This window comes from Nocardioides panacis, assembly GCF_019039255.1.
GTDB classification, from domain to species: domain Bacteria; phylum Actinomycetota; class Actinomycetes; order Propionibacteriales; family Nocardioidaceae; genus Nocardioides_B; species Nocardioides_B panacis.
The window spans coordinates 131,321-150,362 of the sequence record NZ_CP077062.1 but is presented as its reverse complement, the minus strand read 5'-3'; the positions used below and the strand labels follow the sequence as shown (position 1 = coordinate 150,362).

At 71.6% G+C, this 19,042-nt stretch carries 17 protein-coding genes; 6 read left to right on the top strand and 11 right to left on the bottom strand.

Going from position 1 to position 19,042, the window contains the following annotated elements; genetic code table 11:
* Positions 1 to 10 precede the first annotated feature (10 nt).
* Both glpX and KRR39_RS00725 read left to right on the top strand, forming a co-directional pair.
* Positions 11 to 1,051 (top strand): class II fructose-bisphosphatase, encoded by a 1,041-nt coding sequence (gene glpX, locus KRR39_RS00730; RefSeq protein ID WP_216939924.1) that lies wholly within the window; start codon positions 11 to 13, stop codon positions 1,049 to 1,051.
* Complete coding sequence (locus tag KRR39_RS00725) at positions 1,048 to 1,983, top strand: carbohydrate kinase family protein (protein ID WP_216939923.1); 936 nt, start codon at positions 1,048 to 1,050, stop codon at positions 1,981 to 1,983. Before glpX ends, KRR39_RS00725 begins: the two co-directional genes overlap by 4 nt.
* Here the strand turns inward: KRR39_RS00725 and KRR39_RS00720 are convergent.
* Positions 1,934 to 2,797 (bottom strand): esterase/lipase family protein, encoded by an 864-nt coding sequence (locus KRR39_RS00720; protein ID WP_216939922.1) that lies wholly within the window; start codon positions 2,795 to 2,797, stop codon positions 1,934 to 1,936. The genes KRR39_RS00725 and KRR39_RS00720 overlap by 50 nt on opposite strands.
* Before the next feature lie 110 nt (positions 2,798 to 2,907).
* On the opposite strand from KRR39_RS00720, the gene KRR39_RS00715 reads away from it, so the two are divergent.
* Complete coding sequence (locus KRR39_RS00715; protein ID WP_216939921.1) at positions 2,908 to 3,852, top strand: alpha/beta fold hydrolase; 945 nt, start codon at positions 2,908 to 2,910, stop codon at positions 3,850 to 3,852.
* Here KRR39_RS00715 and KRR39_RS00710 read toward each other — a convergent pair.
* From KRR39_RS00710 to KRR39_RS00680, 7 genes are all read right to left on the bottom strand, one after another.
* A complete protein-coding gene (locus KRR39_RS00710; RefSeq protein ID WP_216939920.1) occupies positions 3,821 to 5,440 on the bottom strand; it encodes a WS/DGAT/MGAT family O-acyltransferase in 1,620 nt (539 codons plus the stop codon). The genes KRR39_RS00715 and KRR39_RS00710 overlap by 32 nt on opposite strands.
* A gap of 34 nt (positions 5,441 to 5,474) precedes the next feature.
* The gene (locus KRR39_RS00705) at positions 5,475 to 6,554 is read right to left on the bottom strand and encodes an ABC transporter ATP-binding protein (protein ID WP_216939919.1); all 1,080 of its coding nucleotides are present in this window, start codon (positions 6,552 to 6,554) and stop codon (positions 5,475 to 5,477) included.
* Between the two features lie 147 nt (positions 6,555 to 6,701).
* Positions 6,702 to 7,766, bottom strand: a complete 1,065-nt coding sequence (locus KRR39_RS00700; protein ID WP_254185416.1) for an ABC transporter ATP-binding protein — start codon at positions 7,764 to 7,766, stop codon at positions 6,702 to 6,704.
* 1 nt (position 7,767) lies between these two features.
* On the bottom strand, positions 7,768 to 8,553 hold the full coding sequence (locus KRR39_RS00695; protein WP_216939918.1) for an ABC transporter permease: 786 nt from the start codon (positions 8,551 to 8,553) through the stop codon (positions 7,768 to 7,770).
* On the bottom strand, positions 8,550 to 9,401 hold the full coding sequence (locus tag KRR39_RS00690) for an ABC transporter permease (protein WP_216939917.1): 852 nt from the start codon (positions 9,399 to 9,401) through the stop codon (positions 8,550 to 8,552). Before KRR39_RS00690 ends, KRR39_RS00695 begins: the two co-directional genes overlap by 4 nt.
* A gap of 28 nt (positions 9,402 to 9,429) precedes the next feature.
* Positions 9,430 to 10,560: an ABC transporter substrate-binding protein gene (locus KRR39_RS00685; protein WP_216939916.1), complete on the bottom strand. Its 1,131-nt coding sequence runs from the start codon at positions 10,558 to 10,560 to the stop codon at positions 9,430 to 9,432.
* Between the two features lie 218 nt (positions 10,561 to 10,778).
* Positions 10,779 to 11,435: a DUF1707 SHOCT-like domain-containing protein gene (locus KRR39_RS00680; protein WP_216939915.1), complete on the bottom strand. Its 657-nt coding sequence runs from the start codon at positions 11,433 to 11,435 to the stop codon at positions 10,779 to 10,781.
* A 69-nt stretch (positions 11,436 to 11,504) separates the two neighbouring features.
* Between KRR39_RS00680 and KRR39_RS00675 the strand changes: the two genes are divergently transcribed.
* The 3 genes from KRR39_RS00675 (at position 11,505) to KRR39_RS00665 (ending at position 15,540) form a co-directional block, all read left to right on the top strand.
* On the top strand, positions 11,505 to 13,190 hold the full coding sequence (locus tag KRR39_RS00675) for a fumarate hydratase (protein WP_216939914.1): 1,686 nt from the start codon (positions 11,505 to 11,507) through the stop codon (positions 13,188 to 13,190).
* A gap of 213 nt (positions 13,191 to 13,403) precedes the next feature.
* Complete coding sequence (locus KRR39_RS00670) at positions 13,404 to 14,129, top strand: spermine/spermidine synthase domain-containing protein (protein ID WP_254185415.1); 726 nt, start codon at positions 13,404 to 13,406, stop codon at positions 14,127 to 14,129.
* A 28-nt stretch (positions 14,130 to 14,157) separates the two neighbouring features.
* Positions 14,158 to 15,540 (top strand): class II fumarate hydratase, encoded by a 1,383-nt coding sequence (locus KRR39_RS00665; RefSeq protein ID WP_216939913.1) that lies wholly within the window; start codon positions 14,158 to 14,160, stop codon positions 15,538 to 15,540.
* Between the two features lie 7 nt (positions 15,541 to 15,547).
* Here the strand turns inward: KRR39_RS00665 and KRR39_RS00660 are convergent, their stop codons facing one another.
* From KRR39_RS00660 to KRR39_RS00650, 3 genes are all read right to left on the bottom strand, one after another.
* Complete coding sequence (locus KRR39_RS00660) at positions 15,548 to 16,222, bottom strand: aggregation-promoting factor C-terminal-like domain-containing protein (protein WP_216939912.1); 675 nt, start codon at positions 16,220 to 16,222, stop codon at positions 15,548 to 15,550.
* A 169-nt stretch (positions 16,223 to 16,391) separates the two neighbouring features.
* Positions 16,392 to 18,083, bottom strand: a complete 1,692-nt coding sequence (locus tag KRR39_RS00655; RefSeq protein ID WP_216939911.1) for a glycoside hydrolase family 13 protein — start codon at positions 18,081 to 18,083, stop codon at positions 16,392 to 16,394.
* Between the two features lie 93 nt (positions 18,084 to 18,176).
* On the bottom strand, positions 18,177 to 18,923 hold the full coding sequence (locus tag KRR39_RS00650) for a carbohydrate ABC transporter permease (protein WP_216942259.1): 747 nt from the start codon (positions 18,921 to 18,923) through the stop codon (positions 18,177 to 18,179).
* Positions 18,924 to 19,042: the final 119 nt, after the last annotated feature.

Here is a 19,042-nt window from a genome sequence, read left to right as displayed (position 1 = left end):
GGATCCGAGCATGTCTGACGCCACCCCGCTGTCGACCGGCCTCTCCGCCGCCCACGAGGCACCGGACCGGAACCTCGCCCTCGAGCTCGTGCGTGTCACCGAGGCCGCCGCGATGGCCGCGGGCCGGTGGGTCGGCCGGGGCGACAAGAACGGTGCCGACGGGGTCGCGGTGAACGCGATGCGCACCCTGATCTCGACCGTCGGCATGCGCGGCGTGGTGGTGATCGGCGAGGGCGAGAAGGACAACGCCCCGATGCTGTTCAACGGCGAGCACGTCGGCGACGGCACCGGTCCCGAGTGCGACGTGGCCGTCGACCCGATCGACGGCACCACGCTGGCCGCCAAGGGCATGGCCAACGCGATCGCCGTCATGGCGGTGGCCCCGCGCGGCTCGATGTACGACCCGTCCGCGGTGTTCTACATGGAGAAGCTGGTCACCGGCCCGGAGGCCGCCGACGCCGTGGACATCCGCTACCCGGTCGCCGAGAACGTCCACCAGGTCGCCAAGGCCAAGGGCAGCTCCCCCGAGGACGTGACCGTCGTGGTCCTCGACCGGCCGCGGCACGCCGGGCTGGTCGACGAGATCCGGGCCACCGGCGCCCGCATCAAGTTCATCACCGACGGCGACGTGGCCGGCGCCATCATGGCCGCCCGCGAGGGCACCGGCATCGACCTGCTGCTCGGCGTCGGCGGCACCCCCGAGGGCATCATCACCGCCTGCGCGATGAAGTGCCTCGGCGGCGTGATCCAGGGCCGGCTCTGGCCCAAGGACGACGAGGAGCGGCAGCGGGCCCTCGACGCCGGGCACGACCTGGACCCCGACCACGTGCTCGGCACCGACGACCTGGTCACCGGTGACGACGTGTTCTTCGTGGCCACCGGCATCACCGACGGCGAGCTGATGCAGGGCGTGCGCTACCGCGCCGGGGGCGCCAGCACGCACTCCCTGGTGATGCGCTCGCGCAGCGGCACCATCCGGTCGATCACCTCCGACCACAAGCTGCAGAAGCTCAAGGCGTACGCCGCCGTCGACTTCGGCCGGCAGGGATGACCACGTTCCTGGTGGTCGGCGAGTCCCTCGTCGACGTCGTGGTGCCCTCCGACGGCAGCCCCCGGCACGACGCGGTCGGCGGCTCCTGCCTCAACGTCGCGGTCGGTCTCGCCCGGCTCGACGTCCCCACCACCCTGGTCACCCTGCTCGGTGACGACGCCCTGGGCCGGCTCTGCGCCGACTTCGTCCGGGCCAGCGGCGTGACGCTGTCGGAGGGCTCGGTGGTCCCCGGGCGCACGACGAGCACCGCGACGGCGCACCTCGACGAGCAGCACTCCGCGACGTACGACTTCGACCTGGTGTGGGACCTGCCCGCCCAGGAGCTGCCCGACGACCTGCTCGGCATCCACGTGGGCTCGCTGGGCGCGTCCCTGCAGCCGGGGCGCGCCGCGGTCGTCGACCTGGTCCGGCGGGCCGTCGAGGACGACGTGTTCGTGAGCTACGACCCCAACATCCGCCCGGCCTTCCTCGACGACCGCGAGGCGGCGTGGGCCGACGTGGTGGAGATCGCCCGCCTCGCCCGGCTGGTGAAGCTCTCCGACGAGGACCTGCGGCTGCTGCGCCCGGACACCCCGGAGGAGGACGTCTGCCGCGAGCTGCTGTCCGGCACCGACACCGAGCTGGTGATCCTCACCCGCGGTGCGGAGGGTGCGGTGGCGTTCACGGACGGCGCGACGCTGCCCGTGCCCGCGCCGCCGACCGACCTGGTCGACTCGGTGGGCGCCGGCGACTCGTTCATGGCGGCGACGCTCGCGATGCTGTGCGACTGGGGCGTGGTCGCCGACGGCGAGGGCGCCGTGCGCGCGCTGGACGACGACCGGGTGCGGCTGCTGGTCCGGGGCGCCGCGACGGCCGCCGCGGTGACGTGCTCGCGGCGCGGGGCTAACCCACCGACGCGTCAGGACCTGCCGACCACCTGGCCGGCTGGCTGAGCGCGCGGGTCCGGCGGGCCCGGTGCGCGGCCAGCGACGCGGCCACGATGTCCAGGACGACCGGGTCGAACGCCATCCCGAGGTGGCTGGTGGCCACCTCGACGGTCTTGGCCTGCGGGTCCAGGCAGCTGCGCCAGTCGACGATGCCGTCGCGCCGGGAGAACACCGAGGTGAAGTACAGCCCCCGGACCAGCGGGACGCGGGACTGCTCCCAGCTCACCTGCGCGCACGCGCCGGAGGTGCAGTCCTCCCCCATCACCCGGCCCAGTCCGGCGCGCTGCAGCCGGTTGAGCACCTTGAGGTCGAACAGCAGGATCGGGTGCGCGGCCCCGGGCGCGAGGACCGGGCTGCCCAGCGTGACGATGCCGTCGACGAGGTCCGGGCGCCGCGCGGCCAGGCCGCGGGCCATCAGGCCGCCGAGGCTGTGTCCCACGATCGTCACCTTGCGGCCGCGCTTGGTGGCGATCGCCTCGATGCGCTGCTCGAGCACCTCGGAGGCCTCGCGGGTGCAGCCCACGTTGGCGTGCATCGTGGAGCGGTAGGTGCGGTAGCCGAGGCCGCGCAGGTGGCGGGACATCAGCGCGAGGCTGCCGTCGCCGGCCAGGAACCCGGGCACCAGCACCACCGGCTCGAGGCCGGGCTCCGGGACGCGCATCGCGTAGGGCGTGTCGCGGCGACGCAACCGGTCCTGGGCGCTGCGCCGGACGAACCGGGCGGCCTCCGTCATCGCGCTGCCCTCCCGCGCGATCGCGCGCAGGCCGGACGGCCCGGCGTAGCCGGGCGGGCAGAGGAACGATCCCACGGGTGAGCCCACCCTGTGACGATAGCCACTTCGTACCCCGGGTATGTGGGCCCGCGCGGAAATCCACCCGAACGGGCCGGTCGATATACTTGTGAGTACGGTGCAATCGACGAAAGGTCCCGATGTCCTCCCCCTCGTCGCAGGCCTCGGCCGCGGTCCCGGACGGTGCCTCTCCCGAGCAGTACGCCGCCCTCCCGAACGGCCTCGAGCTCTGCTACCAGACCTTCGGTGACCGCACCGGCGAGCCGCTGCTGCTGGTGATGGGCCTCGGCGGCCCGATGACCTGGTGGAGCCCGGCGTTCTGCCGCGCGCTGGCCGACCGCGGGTTCTTCGTGATCCGCTACGACAACCGCGACACCGGCCGGTCCTCGCGGGCCCCGGGCCGGGTGACCCGCCGGCTGCTCGTGCAGTCCTTCGTCGGGCCGTCCCGCACGCGCCCCCGGCCGCCGTACACGCTCGACGACCTGGCCGAGGACGGCTTCGGGCTGCTGGACCACCTCGGCCTGGAGTCCGCGCACGTCGTCGGCATCTCGATGGGCGGCATGATCGTCCAGACGATGGCGCTGCTGCGGCCCGACCGGGTCCGGTCGCTGACCTCGATCATGTCCACCACCGGCCGCCGCACGGTCGGCTGGCAGGACCCGCGGCTGCTCCCCCGCCTGCTGGAGCGGCCCGCGGTCACCCGCAAGGCGTACGTCGACGGCTCGGCCCGGTTCTGGGCGGTCATCGGCTCGTCGGTCTACCCCGACACCGAGCAGGCGGTGCGCGACCGGGCCGCGGAGACCTGGGACCGCGGGGTGAGCGCCGCCGGGGTCGCCCGGCAGATGATCGCGATCGTCTCGCAGCCCGACCGGACGGCGCGGTTGCGGGAGATCACCGTGCCCACCCTGGTGATCCACGGCCTGGCCGACAAGATGGTGCACGTCTCGGGCGGCCGGGCCACCTCGCGCGCGATCCCCGGCTCCGAGCTGCTGCTGGTGCCCGGGATGGGCCACGACCTCCCCGAGCAGCTGCACGACACGTTCGCGGACGCGATCAGGCGGGTGGCCGACCGCGCTTCGCGGTGACCTTCTTGGCCGCCACCTTCTTGACCGGGCTCCGACCCGCCTTCTTGACCGTCGCCTTCTTCACGGTCGCCTTCGTGGCGGTCGCCTTCGTGGCGGTCGCCTTCGTGGCGGCCGCCGTGCCGGGCGGGGCGGCGGGCACCAGGGCGACCATCTCGGCCATCGCGTCCTCGAGGTAGCCGATCAGGTGCCACACGTCCGGGACCATCTCCCGGCAGGCGATCAGCCCGAAGTCCAGGGACCCGTCGTAGGAGAACAGCGTGATGTTCAGCCCGCCGGTGATGTCGGTGACCGCCGAGACCGGGTAGATCCCCTCGACGCGGGCGCCGGCGATGAACAGCGGCAGCTGCGGGCCGGGCACGTTGCTCACGAACAGGTTGAAGAGCACCCCGGGCACGGTGGCGAGCCGGAACAGCGCCCGGGCGGCCAGGCCGGACAGTGCCGTGGGGACCAGCGCGGAGACGTCCTGCAGCAGCGAGGCGGGTACGGCGTCGAACGCCCGCTTCGCGTCCGCCATCGACTCCCGCATGAACGCCATGCGCTCGTGGGGGTCGCCGAGGTGGGTGGGCAGCTCGGCCAGCATCACCGACACCTGGTTGCCCAGCGATCCGGCCTGGTCCTCGGTGCGGATCGACACCGGCACGGCGGCGACCAGCGGGGTGCCCGGAAGCGCGTCGTGGTCGAGCAGCCAGCGCCGCAGGGCGGCGGCGGTCAGGGCCATCACCACGTCGTTGACGGTCATCCCGAAGTGGTTCTTGACGGTCTTCACGTCCGACAGCGGGAGGGACCCGAAGGCGAACCGGCGATGCGCGGTGATCGTGCCGTTCAACGGGGTGCGCGGGGCCCTCAGCTCGCGGGTGTGCAGCTCGGGCCGGCTCTCCTCGCCGAGCAGGCGCCCGACGAGCGCGGCGCCCTCGCTGACCAGGTGGGTGCCCGGGAAGTTCGCCGCGCCGGGCAGCCGGTCGACGTACCGCAGGGTGCGGGGCACCCGCTGCAGCAGCTCGAGGGGGTTGACCACCATCTGCCGCACGCCGCGGCGGACCAGGTTGACCGTCGAGGGCATCGCCCGCGGGACGAAGTCCGCCTCCTCGCCGGGTACGTCGCGGGGCTCGACGGTGACGTCCATGATCGTCTCGAGGATCTCGGCGCCGGAGACGCCGTCGATCGCGGAGTGGTGGATCTTGGAGTAGAACGCCGCGCGACCGTCCTCGAGGCCGGTGATGACGTAGGCCTCCCAGAGCGGGCGACTGCGGTCGAGCTGGCGGGCGTGGATCCGCGCGACCTGCTCGCCGAGCTGCTCGCGGGTGCCCGGCGCGGGCAGCGCCAGCTCGCGCAGGTGGAACTCGATGTCGAAGTGCGGGTCGTCGACCCAGTAGGGACGACCGAGCCCCAGCGGCACCTCGACCAGGCGCTGCCGGAGCGGCGCGGCGAGGTGCAGCCGGGGCTCGAAGACGTCCCGGACGGTGTCCAGGTTCCAGACGCCGCCAGGGGCAGTGGAGGGGTCGAGGACGATCAGGCTCCCGACGTGCCCCACCGTGGTGGGTGACTCGACGTTGAGGAACTGCGCGTCGAGTGCCGTCAGCTGGCGCATGCTCGCCTGCCGACCCGCTCCGCTGCCGTGGTCACTACTTGGACAGGCGCTTCCCGGACTCGGTGTCGAACACGTGCACCGTCGAGGGGTCGGTGGTGACGTAGATCGTCTCGCCCTTGTGGTGGCTGCGCCGTGCGTCGATCCGCACGATCACCTGGTCGGGCGTGCCCTCGGCGCCGCTGGTGCCGTAGACGAAGCCGTCCGCGCCGAGCTCCTCGACGACGGTCACCTTGACCGGGATGCCCTCGCCCTCGCCGACGATGCGCCACGACTCGGGACGCACCCCGATGGTGATGTCGCCGTGGGCCTGGCCGGCCGCGTCGCGGTCGATCGGCACCTCGATGTCACCGAGCTTGGCGTGCCCGTCGACGTTGTGCGCCCGCAGCAGGTTCATGGCCGGCGAGCCGATGAAGCCGGCGACGAACAGGTTGGACGGCTTGTCGTAGAGGTTCAGCGGGGTGTCGACCTGCTGCAGGATGCCGTCCTTGAGGACCGCCACCCGGTCGCCCATCGTCATGGCCTCGACCTGGTCGTGGGTGACGTAGACGGTCGTGACGCCGAGGCGCTGCTGCAGGGCGGCGATCTGCGTGCGGGTGGAGACCCGGAGCTTGGCGTCGAGGTTCGACAGCGGCTCGTCCATGCAGAAGACCTGCGGCTGGCGGACGATCGCGCGGCCCATGGCGACGCGCTGGCGCTGGCCGCCGGAGAGCGCCTTGGGCTTGCGCTCGAGGTACTCGGTGAGGTCGAGGAGCTTGGCAGCCTCCTTGACGCGCTCGAGGCGCTCGTCCTTGGGCACCTTGGCCATCTTCAGCGAGAACGCCATGTTCTCCGCCACCGTCATGTGCGGGTAGAGCGCGTAGTTCTGGAACACCATCGCGATGTCCCGCTCCTTGGGAGGCAGGTGCGTCACGTCGCGGTCACCGATGCGGATGTGACCGTCGGTGACCTCCTCCAGGCCGGCGAGCATCCGCAGGCTGGTGGACTTGCCACAGCCGGAGGGGCCGACGAGGACGAGGAACTCGCCGTCCGCGATCTCGAGGTTGAGGTTGTCCACGGCGGGCTTCTCGGCCCCGGGGTACATCCTCTGTGCGTTGTCGAACGTTACGGAAGCCATGCTGGTTCATCCCTTCACCGGCAGGTACGTGCCGGACGATCCGTCGTAAAGGTGTGTGGTGAGCCTCACACTACCCAGAACGGGAGGCAACGCAATGCCGCCCGCGCCCCGGACCCGGGTCCGGGCACGAACGGGCACGGATCCGGGTCAGTCGGACACCACGAGAACCGAGTCCGCGCGGACGTCGACCCGCACGGCCTGGTCCTGCGCGAGGTGCACGGCCGCCGAGCTCGGCAGCTGGGCGACCACCACCTGGCCGTCGTCGAGGCGGCTCTGCACCCGCGAGAACGGACCCAGGAACGCCACGGAGACCACCCGGGCGTTGGCGTCGGCCTCCGACGCGGCGGTGACGTCGACGGACTCCGGGCGGACCAGGGCCTGCCCGGTGCCGTGCGCGAGCGAGCCGTCGAGCAGCGCGACCCGGTGGCCGAGCACCGACGCGGCGCCGTCGGCCACCTCCGCGCGCAGCTTGTTGCTCAGGCCGACGAACTCCGCGACGAACCGGGTCGCCGGACGGGCGTAGAGCTCGGTGGGCGGCGCGATCTGGTCCAGGCGCCCGGCGTTCATCACGCCGACCCGGTCGGCGACGGCGAGCGCCTCCTCCTGGTCGTGGGTGACGAACAGGGTCGTCGTACCGACGTCGACCTGGACGCGCCGGATCTCGTCGCGCAGCTGCACCCGGACCTTGGCGTCGAGCGCGGACAGCGGCTCGTCGAGCAGCAGCACGGCGGGCTCCACGGCGAGGGCGCGGGCGAGCGCGACGCGCTGCTGCTGGCCGCCGGAGAGCTGGTGGGCGTAGCGGTCCTCGAACTGCGTGAGGCCGACGAGCTCGAGCATCTCGCGGGACCGGGCGAGCCGCTTGGCGGAGTCCTGCCCGCGCAGCCGCAGCCCGAAGGCCACGTTGTCGCGGACCGTCATGTGCGGGAACAGGCTGTAGGCCTGGAAGACCATGCCCATGTCGCGCTTGTTCGCCGGCACGCGGGAGATGTCCTCGCCGCCCACCCGCACCTCGCCGGCGTCGGCGTGGTCGAGGCCGGCCAGGATCCGCAGCGCGGTCGTCTTGCCGCAGCCGGACGGGCCGAGCAGCACGACCATCTCGCCGGGCGCGATGTCGAGGCTGAGGCCGTCGAGCGCGTGCAGCGAGCCGTAGGTGCGGTGCAGGTCGACCAGGGAGACCCCGACCCCGGTCGTGGTGCGTTCGATGACGGTCACGTCAGGCCCCTTTCGACGTCCGGGTACGTCGACCCACGAACGAGAGCAGTACGAGCAGGAGGGAGGCGAACAGCAGCGCGGCCAGCGACGCGGCCACCGAGGTGGGGGCGTCGCTCTTGCCGAGCAGGCCGATCACGTAGGGCATGGTCTGGAAGTTCAGCAGCGAGGCGAAGGTGAACTCGCCGAGCACCAGGGCGACCGACACGAACGCCGCCGAGATCACCCCGGCCCAGATGTTGGGCAGCACCACGCGCACGATCACCGTCGTCCAGCCGGCGCCCAGCGAACGGGCGGCCTCGGCCAGCGTCACGACGTTGATCGACGCCAGGGCGCTGTCGATCGACCGGTAGGCGTAGGGCAGCACGAGGATCACGTAGGCGAACGTCAGCGTCAGCGGCGAGTTGCCGAACAGGTAGGACACCCACGCGTAGACGTTGGCGATGCCGACCACGATCACCAGCGGCGGGATCGTCAACGGCAGCAGGCAGAGGTACTCCACGAGCTTGGAGGCGGCCGGCACCCGCAGCCGCACCCAGATCATCGTCGGCACCAGGAGCACGAGCATCAGCAGCGTGGTGAGCAGCGCCAGCAGCAGCGAGAAGATGATCGAGGTTCGCAGCATCTCGTCGCGGAACAGGTTCGCCCACGGGGTGAGCGTGCGGCCGCCCCCGTTGATGACCCGGGTGCTGAAGTCGACCATCGACAGCAGCGGCACCAGGAAGAAGATCCCGAACGCCACCAGGGAGACGGCCCGGACCACCCGCCAGGTCAGCGACTCGGTCCTCACCGCAACCACCGGCTCGTCCGTCGTACCAGCAGGCTGTAGAGCGTCATCACGACGGCGACCACGACCACCATCTCGAAGGCCAGCGCGAACGCGAGGTTCTGCCGGCCGAGCACGACCTCGCTGGTCAGCGCGGACCGGATCAGCAGCGGCAGGATCGGCTGGCCCTGGCTGACCAGGACCGCCGCCGTGGCGTAGGCGGCGAACGCGTTGGCGAACAGCAGGAGCGCCGAGCCCAGGAACGCCGGCAGCAGCATCGGTCCGGCCACCCGGCGCCAGTACTGCCAGGTGCTCGCACCCAGGTTGACCGCCGCCTCCCGCCACTGCGGGCGGATCCCGTCGAGCGCCGGCAGGAAGACGATCACCATCAGCGGGATCTGGAAGTAGGAGTAGACGAGGATCAGCCCGGGCAGGCCGAACAGCCAGCCGGACCCGAAGATGTCGACGCCCAGCGTGGAGCGCAGCGCCTCGGTCACGACCCCGGAGAACCCGAGGGTCGCGATGAACGCGAAGGCCAGCGGCACGCCGCCGAACTGCGCGAGCACGCCGCTGACCGCGGTGACCACCCGCCGGAACGCGCTGGTCGCCGGGCGGGTGGCCACCAGGTAGGTGAGGAAGGCGCCGAGCACCGCGCCCACCAGCGCGCTGACCGCGGAGAGGATCAGGCTGGTCCGCAGCACGTGCAGGACCGTGCCGCTGAACAGCGCCTGGACGTTCACCAGCGTGAACCGGCCGTTCTCCTGGAACGCCCCCACCATCACCGTGAGGGTGGGAGCGACCAGGAAGACCAGCAGGTACAGCAGGAACGGCAGCAGGGCCAGCCAGGCCGTGAACCGGGAGAACCTGTTCACGTCGCGGACCCTTCGTCGGTGGGCATGCTCAGCCGACGGTCTTCGCCCAGTTGGCGGTGAGGTACGTCGTCGCCTTCTCGGTCTGCGCGACGGTCGGGGTCACCGCCTGGCCGTTGACCGGGGGCAGCGCGTCGTACGCCGCCTTGTCGATCGTGCCGGCCTTGACCATCGCGTCGGCGCGCACCGGGCGGGCACCGCCGCCGAGCCAGCCGTTCTGGCCCTCGTCGGAGTAGAGGTACTCCTCCCAGAGCCGGGCGGCGGCCGGGTGCGGGGCGTCGGCGTTGACGGCCTGGTAGTAGTAGCCGGCGATGACGGCGTTGTCCGGGACGACGACCTTCCAGCTGTCGAGCTTCTTGGACTCGGCCGCGTTCAGGTAGTCCCAGTCGATGACGACCGGGGTCTGGCCGGACTCGATCGTCGCGGAGGTCGGGTCGACGGGCAGGAAGTTGCCGGCCTTCTTGAGCTTGCCGAAGAAGTCCACGCCGGGCGCGATGTCGTCGGCCGAGCCGCCGCTGGCCAGCGAGGCCATCATCACGCCGCTGAACGCGGCGCCGGCGGTCGTCGGGTCGCCGTTGAGGGCGACCTTGCCCTTGAACTCCTTGCCGAGCAGGTCGTCGACGCCGGTCACGTCCGGGACCTTGCTCGAGTCGTAGCCGATCGACATGTAGCCGCCGTAGTCGTTGATCCAGGCGCCGTTCTCGTCCTTGAAGTCCGCGGGGACGTCGTCCCAGGTGGACACCTTGTAGTCGGCGAACATCGAGGTGTTCGCCAGCGCCACGGACTGGCCGAGGTCGAACACGTCGGGCGCCCGGGTGGTGCCCTTGAGCGACTTCGCCGCGTTGATCTCGTCCTGGCTGGCGGCGTCCGGCTGCGCGGAGTTCACCTTGATGCCGTACTTCGCGCTGAAGCCCTTGATGATGTTGGCGTAGTTGGCCCAGTCCGGGGGCAGCGCGATGACGTTGAGCTCGCCCTCCTTCTTGGCCGCCTTGACCAGCCCGTCCATGCCGCCGAGGTCCGCGGCGGACGTCGCGGTCTTGGCGTCGCTGCCGCCCCCGGAGCCGCTGTCGGACCCTCCGTTGTCCGAGGGCGGGGCACAGGCGGCGAGCACCATCACGCCCAGGCCGGCGACGAGCGAGACACGCAGGGAACTTTTGGCCATGGGCCACCTCCGAAGGACGACGAGCAGACCGATGCGGGACGAGAACCGGGGTGCGGGTCTCGGTCGCCGTACCCTCCCCCGAGGCAGGCGGCGAACTCTTCGCAACCTAGCCGAACTTCCGGCGCTGTGAAGACTTCCGCGGCACGAAATCTTTCGCGCCGCGCGGTGAGCACCGGGTGGCGCCGACGTGGCCGGTCGGGGCCGCCCCGTCCGTGCGGTCAGCGACGCAGGCGCTTGCGCAGGCTCTCGCCGGGCGGGCCCTTGCGCTGCACGTGCACCGACCCCATCAGCGCGACGCCCTTGACCCGGACGACGGGGCCGCCCCGCTCCGCGTCGAACGGCACCCGCGGGCGCTGCTCGGAGTACTCCCCCATCACCGCGGTGCCCTCGACCACGACCGTCGTACCGGCGTCGACGACGATCCGGACCTCGCCCATCACGGCGTGCGCGTAGATCGTCACCTCGCGCTGCTCGAACTGCGCCTGGCGCAGGTCGAGGACGACGCTGCCCATCAGCGCGAACGCGGTGTGGTCGTCCTCCACGACCCAGGCGCCGACCCGCTTGGTCTCCGACATCACCGCCACGGAGCCGGAGTAGCGCACCCCGGTCGTCGCGCCGGGCGACCAGGCCGGGGTGGCGGACGGGCGGGTGGCGGGCACCGGGCGGTGGTGCGTCGGGAGGTCGACGGTGATCGGCACCAGCTCGCCGTAGGTCTTCGCGGCGTACGTCGCCTCGAGGCGCTCGTCGAGCTCGGCCAGGTCGATCCGGCCGTCGCCGGCAGCCTGGCGCAGCACCTCGGCCACCTGGTGCCGGTCGGCGTCCGAGATCCGGAGCCGGCTCGGGTCGTGACCTGGGTCTCGCGGCTGTCCCTCCATGGGTCCAGCCTAACCAGCACGACTACGCTCGGCGTGCCCGTTTCCCCGTGATGACGTGAGGTTCGCCCGGTGAGTGCCGACGCTGAGTTCCGCTACTCCGACCTGCTGCCGACGGGACGCGACGAGACGCCCTACCGGCTGCTGAGCACCGAGGGGGTCAGCACCTTCGAGGTGGACGGCCGGACCTTCCTGCAGGTCGACCCGTCCGCGCTGCAGCTGCTGACCGCCGAGGCCATGCACGACATCGCGCACTTCCTGCGGCCCGCGCACCTCGCCCAGCTCCGCCGGATCATCGACGACCCGGAGGCCAGCGGCAACGACCGGTTCGTCGCCCTGGACCTGCTGAAGAACGTCAACATCTCCGCCGGTGGCGTGCTGCCGATGTGCCAGGACACCGGCACCGCGATCGTGATGGGCAAGAAGTCCGAGGGCGTGCTCACCGGCGCCGACGACGCGGAGTGGATCAGCAAAGGCGTGTACGACGCCTACACGAAGCTGAACCTGCGCTACTCCCAGCTCGCCCCGCTGAGCATGTGGGAGGAGAAGAACACCGGCACCAACCTGCCGGCCCAGATCGAGCTCTACTCGACCCCCGGGTCCTCCGCCGCGAAGCCGGAGTACAAGTTCCTCTTCATGGCCAAGGGCGGCGGCTCGGCGAACAAGTCGTTCCTGTTCCAGGAGACCAAGGCGGTGCTGAACCCCAAGCGGATGCTGGAGTTCCTCGACGAGAAGATCCGCTCCCTCGGGACGGCCGCCTGCCCGCCCTACCACCTGGCGGTGGTGATCGGGGGCACGTCGGCGGAGTTCGCGCTGAAGACCGCGAAGTACGCCTCGGCGCACTACCTCGACAACCTCCCGACGTCGGGAAGCATGGACGCGCACGGGTTCCGCGACCTCGAGCTCGAGGACGAGGTCTTCAAGCTCACCCAGTCGTTCGGGATCGGCGCGCAGTTCGGCGGCAAGTACTTCTGCCACGACGTCCGGGTGGTCCGGCTGCCCCGGCACGGCGCGTCCTGCCCGGTCGCGATCGCGGTGTCCTGCTCGGCCGACCGGCAGGCGCTCGGCAAGATCACCGCCGAGGGCGTCTTCCTCGAGGAGCTCGACCGCGACCCGGCGAAGTACATGCCGGAGACCACCGATACCCACCTCGAGTCCGGGGACGTCGTGCAGATAGACCTGAACCGGCCGATGGCCGAGATCCTCGCCGAGCTCTCCAAGCACCCGGTGAAGACCCGGCTGTCGCTGACCGGCCCGCTCGTCGTGGCGCGCGACATCGCGCACGCGAAGATCCAGGACCTGCTCGACGCCGGCGGCGAGATGCCGCAGTACCTCAAGGACCACGCGGTCTACTACGCCGGTCCGGCCAAGACGCCCGCCGGCTACGCGTCCGGGTCGTTCGGCCCGACCACCGCCGGCCGGATGGACTCCTACGTCGAGTCGTTCCAGGCCGCGGGCGGGTCGATGGTGATGCTGGCCAAGGGCAACCGTTCGGCGAAGGTGACCCACGCCTGCCAGGCGCACGGCGGCTTCTACCTCGGCTCGATCGGCGGCCCCGCGGCCCGGCTGGCACAGGACTGCATCAAGCACGTCGAGGTGCTGGAGTACCCCGAGCTCGGCATGGAGGCGGTCTGGAAGATCGACGTCGAGGACTTCCCGGCGTTCATCGTGGTCGACGACAAGGGCAACGACTTCTTCGCCGAGACCGCCAAGCCGGTCGCCCTGACCATCCGCACCCGCTCCGCCGAACCGGCCTGACCCGGGCCCTAGTTCACGTCGACCCGGGCCTTGTGCGACCTCGAGTCGGGCCCGGGGGGCACGCCGAGTCGGGGCGGACGACGGGGCCGCACGCCGGAGCCCGGGTCGGCGTTGCCTGGGGCACGGGTCGGCGTTGCCTGGGGCACGGGTCGGCGTTGCCTGGGGCACGGGTCGGCATTGTCTGGGGCACGGGTCGGCATTGGGTGAGGATGGGTGGCGGTCGGACGGGAGGCAGGTGTGGGGTACGCCGAGGTGGCGCGGGCGCTGAGCGGGCGCGGCGAGGTCGTGCTGCGCGAGCGGGACGGCGACGCGGACGGGGCGCCGGTGCTGGAGCTGCGGGTGAACGGGGTGTTCGTGATGGACAGCCAGGAGACCCGCACGGAGCGGGCGCTGGCGACCGCGGCGCTGGACCGGGTCCCGGCCCCGCACGACGTGCTGGTCGGCGGACTGGGTCTGGGGTACACCGCGCAGGCGGTGCTGGCCGACGACCGGGTCCGCCGGCTGGTGGTGGTCGAGCTCGAGGAGGCCCTCGTCGGCTGGATGCGCGACGGCACCGTGCCGCACGGCCCGGCGCTGCTCGCCGACGACCGGCTGCAGGTGCTGGTGGCCGACGTGCGCCGCGCCGTGGAGGACGCCCGCCCCACGTCGTACGACCTGGTCCTGCTCGACGTCGACAACGGCCCGGACTTCCTGGTGCACGACGCGAACGCGGAGCTGTACCGCGCCGCGTTCCTGCGCGCCGCACGGGCGGCGCTGCGCCCCGGCGGCGCCCTGGTCGTCTGGTCGGCCGCCGCGTCACCCGCGCTGCAGGCCGCGCTCACCGACGTCTTCGGGGCCGTCGAGCCGGTGCCGCTCGCGGTCCGGCTGCAGGCGCGCGAGGAGACCTACTGGCTCTATCTCGCGCGCCGGGCCGCGACCGGACGGACGAGCCGGACATAGTCCTCGGCTCGGCGGGTAGCGTCGAGGCATGGACGGCTACCGCATCGAGCACGACAGCATGGGCGACGTCGAGGTCCCGCAGGACGCCCTGTGGCGGGCCCAGACCCAGCGGGCGGTCGAGAACTTCCCGATCAGCGGTACGACGCTGGAGGCCGAGCACGTCCAGGCGATGGCGCGGGTCAAGGCCGCCGCCGCGAAGGTGAACGCCGAGCTGGGCGTGCTGAGCGCCGAGCAGGCCGACGCGATCCGTTCCGCGGCCGCGGAGATCGTCGACGGCGAGCACCTCGAGCACTTCCCGGTGGACGTGTTCCAGACCGGCTCGGGCACCTCGTCGAACATGAACATGAACGAGGTGCTGGCCTCCCTGGCAGGACGGTCGGGGGTGGAGGTGCACCCCAACGACCACGTGAACGCGAGCCAGTCCTCCAACGACACCTTCCCGACCTCGATCCACGTCGCGGCGACCGCGGCGACCGTGCAGCAGCTGGTGCCGGCGCTGGACCACCTGGCCGGCGTCCTGGAGGGCAAGGCCGAGGAGTTCGCCACGGTGGTGAAGTCCGGCCGCACGCACCTGATGGACGCGACCCCGGTGATGCTCGGCCAGGAGCTCGGCGGGTACGCCGCCGCGATGCGCTACGGCATCGAGCGGCTGCAGGCGTCCCTGCCCCGGGTCGCCGAGCTCCCGCTCGGGGGCACGGCGGTCGGCACCGGCATCAACACCCCGCGCGGCTTCGCGGCCCGGGTGATCGCCGAGCTCGCGGACTCGACCGGGCTGCCGTTCACCGAGGCCCGCGACCACTTCGAGGCGCAGGGCGCCCGGGACGCGCTCGTCGAGCTCTCGGGCCAGCTCAAGACCGTCGCGGTCGGGCTCACCAAGCTCTGCAACGACCTGCGCTGGATGTCCTCGGGCCCGCGCACCGGCCTTGCAGAGATCAACCTGCCGGACCTGCAGCCGGGCTCGAGCATCATGCCCGGCAAGGTCAACCCGGTGCTTCCGGAGGCGACGCTGATGGTGTGCGCGCAGGTGATCGGCAACGACACCGCGGTGACCGTCGCGGGCGCCAGCGGCAGCTTCGAGCTCAACGTGATGATGCCGGTGCTGGCGCGCAACCTGCTGGAGTCGATCCGGCTGCTGTCCACCAGCTCGCGGCTGCTGGCCGACCGGTGCGTCGCGGGGATCACCGCCAACGTGGACCGGATGCGCACCTACGCGGAGTCCTCGCCCTCGGTGGTCACGCCGCTCAACCGCTACCTCGGCTACGAGAACGCCGCGAAGGTCGCCAAGCGGGCGCTGGCGGAGGAGAAGACCATCCGCGAGGTCGTGGTGGAGATGGGCTTCGTCACCGACGGGACCCTGACCGAGGACCAGCTCGACGCGGCGCTGGACGTCGCGTCGATGACCCACCCGTAGGGGTCGGTCAGTACCAGCCGTTGCCCTGCTTGAAGGACCAGGCGCCGCAGGGGCTGCCGTAGCGGCCCTGGATGTAGCCGAGGCCCCAGCGGATCTGGGTGGCCGCGTTGTCCTCCCAGTCCGAGCCGGCCGAGGACATCTTGGAGCCGGGCAGCGCCTGCGGGATGCCGTAGGCCGACGACGAGGGGTTGTCGGCGTGCACGTTCCAGCCGCTCTCGCCCATGTAGAGCGAGTCGAGGCAGGAGAACTGGTCGCTGCCGAACCCGAAGTCGGGGAGCATCGCGCGGGCGATCGTGCGCGGGTCCTGGCTGGTGAGGTCCTCGGTCTCGGTGACCTGGCCACCGGACTGCTGGTTGAGCACGGCCTTCTTGACCGCGTCCACCGACGTACGACGGTCCGAGCGCGACGCGGAGAGGGTGCGGCCCGCGAGCTCCTCCGTGGAGGGCGAGGTCGCGGAGGTGCGGGTGCTGTCGTGCGCGGTGCCGACCGACGCCGAGGCGAGGGAGGCCGAGGCGGAGTCGCCGCTTCCCTGGCTCTTCACCGCGATGCCCGAGGAGACCGCCATGCCGGTCGCCACGACGGCGACACCGGAGAAGATCACGGACTTGCGGATGCCCTTCTTCAGGGCCGGCTCACCATGGGGACCACGGTGCTTCGGGACGTACTCGACACCTCGGGGCACAGGGGGGACTCACCAAACGTCGACAACACGGGACTTTCGCCGCGCGGAACCCCCGTCGGCACGCAGCGAAGTACCCACTGTCCAAGATGCGCCGCCCGATCGCAAACCGGCCAACGGCGTGTTGACCGGTCTCCGCGGACAAGTCGTGACTCGTGGGACTTATGTGACTTCAGTGACCAATCAGCCAGGCGGAGGTGGCCGCGGGGAGGCCGCCGTCGACCAGCGGGTCACTGCTCAGCAGCACGTCGTACCCGCTCGGGAGCGGGCTATGCGCCGCCGACACGTTCACCACGCACGCCAGCCCGGAGTCCCGGGTGAACCCGATCACCCCGTCCGGCAGGTCCAGCCAGGTCAGCGGGCCGTCACCGAAGCCGGGCGTCGCGCGCCGCACCCGCAGCGCGGCGCGGTAGAGCTCGAGCATCGAGCCGGGGTCCCCGCACTCTGCCTCGGCGGTCAGCGCCGCCCAGTCGGCGGGCTGCGGCAGCCACGGCTGGCGCTCGCCACCGTCCGACGAGGCCGGGCTGAACCCGTACGGCGGCTGGGTGCCCGACCACGGCACCGGCACGCGGCAGCCGTCGCGGCCGCGGTCGGTGTGGCCCGATCGCTCCCAGGTCGGGTCGTCGAGCACGTCCTCGGGGAGGTCCTCGACCTCGGGCAGGCCGAGCTCCTCGCCCTGGTAGACGTAGGCGCTGCCGGGCAGGCCGAGGGTGAGCAGCACCGCCGCGCGGGCGCGCCGACGCCCCAGGTCCAGGTCGGCGGGCCGGCCCAGCAGCTGCATCACGCTGCTGCCGGGGGCGTCCTGCTCGCGGGCGTAGCGCGAGACGTGCCGGGCGACGTCGTGGTTGGACAGCACCCAGGTGGCCGGCGCCCCGACGGCGCCGAGCTCGTCGAGCGTCTCGGTGATCACGTGCTTCAGGTAGCCCGCGTCCCAGGGCGCCTGCAGGTAGGTGAAGTTGAAGGCGGTGTGCAGCTCGTCGGCGCGCAGGTAGCGGGCGAGCCGCTCCGGCTCGTCGACCCAGGCCTCGGCCACGAACACCCGCGGCGGGTCGTAGGAGTCGGCGATGCGGCGCCAGTCGCGGTAGATCTCGTGCACCTCGTCGCGGTCCCAGAACGGGTGCGGCTGCCACGGGGCACGCCGCAGCTCGCCGTCCACCTCGACCGGCTGCCGCGGCCACTCCAGGTCGGCGGCGTCGGGCAGGCCGTCCTGCTTGACCAGCGAGTGCGCGACGTCGATCCGGAAGCCGTCGACGCCCCGGTCGAACCAGAAGCGCAGCGTCTCCTCGAAGTCCTTGCGGACCTCGGGGTGCTCCCAGTTGACGTCCGGCTGCTCGGGGGCGAACAGGTGGAGGTACCACTCCCCCGGCGCGCCGTCGGGCTCGGTCACCCGTTGCCAGGCGGATCCGCCGAAGACGCTCTGCCACTCGTTCGGCGGCAGCTCACCCGCGTCGCCGCGGCCGGGACGGAACACGTAGCGCTCCCGGGCCGGTGAGCCCGGTCCGGCGGCCAGCGCCTCGACGAACCAGGCGTGCCGGTCCGAGGTGTGGTTCGGCACGATGTCGAGCAGCACCCGCAGGCCCGCCTCGTGGGCCTCGCGCAGCAGCGCCTCGGCGTCCTCGAGGGAGCCGAACCGCGGCTCGACGGCCCGGTAGTCCGCCACGTCGTAGCCCGCGTCGGCCATCGGGGAGGGGTACCACGGGTTGATCCAGAGCGCGTCCACCCCGAGGTCGGCGAGGTACGGCAGCCGGGAGCGGAGGCCGGCGATGTCGCCGAGCCCGTCGCCGTCCCCGTCGGCGAAGCTGCGGATGTAGACCTGGTAGATGACGGCGTCGCGCCACCAGTGCGCGGGATCGTGGTGAGCCATGGGTGATACCTACACCAACCCGGCGTGTCCGAAACGTCGAGCGCCCCGCAGCCGGACGGCTACGGGGCGCTGCGACGTACTGGCTGGTGCGGGCTACTTCACGCCGCCCGCGGTCAGACCGCTCACGATCCGGCGCTGGAAGGCGAGCACCATGATGATCAGCGGGATCGTCAGGATCACGCCGGCCGCCATCTGGCTGCCGACCGGGATGTCCCGGCCGGTCTTGCCCTGGAACTGCGAGATCGCCACGACCGCGGTGAAGAAGTCCGACTTGTTGGTCATCGTCAGCGCGATGATGAACTCGTTCCACGCGGCCACGAACGCGATGATCGCGGTCGTGAACACGCCGGGCGCCGCGATCGGCAGGATGACCTTGCGGAACGCCTGCCACTGCGTGCAGCCGTCGACCATGGCGGCCTGCTCGAGCTCCTGCGGCATCTGCCGGAAGAACGCGGTCAGGTTCCACACGGACAGCGGCAGCGCGAACGACATGCTCGGCAGGATCAGCGCCTGGTAGGTGTTGATCCAGCCGATGTCGGTGAAGATCTTCAGCAGCGGCACGACGAGCGCGATGCCCGGGAACATCGAGGTCGCGATGATGGCGCTCAGGGCGAGGTTCTTGCCCCGGAAGTCCAGCCGGGCCAGGGCGTACGCCGCGAAGACACCGATGATCAGCACCGCGACCGTCGTCACGCCGGCCACGATGATCGAGTTGAGCAGCGCGCGGGCGAAGTTGTTCACCGGGTCGAAGACCGCCGTGTAGTTCTGGAACGACGGCGGGGACGGCACGGCTGCCTTCTCGAAGACCTCGGCCGGCTTGCGCAGGCTGGTCACGATCATCCAGTAGAACGGCGCCAGGCAGTAGAGGATGATGACGGCGATGCCGACGTAGACCGCGGTCTTGCGGACCCGGTTCCCGGCGGCGGTTGCCTGGCTCACCTTGCGCGGGGGCGGCGCGT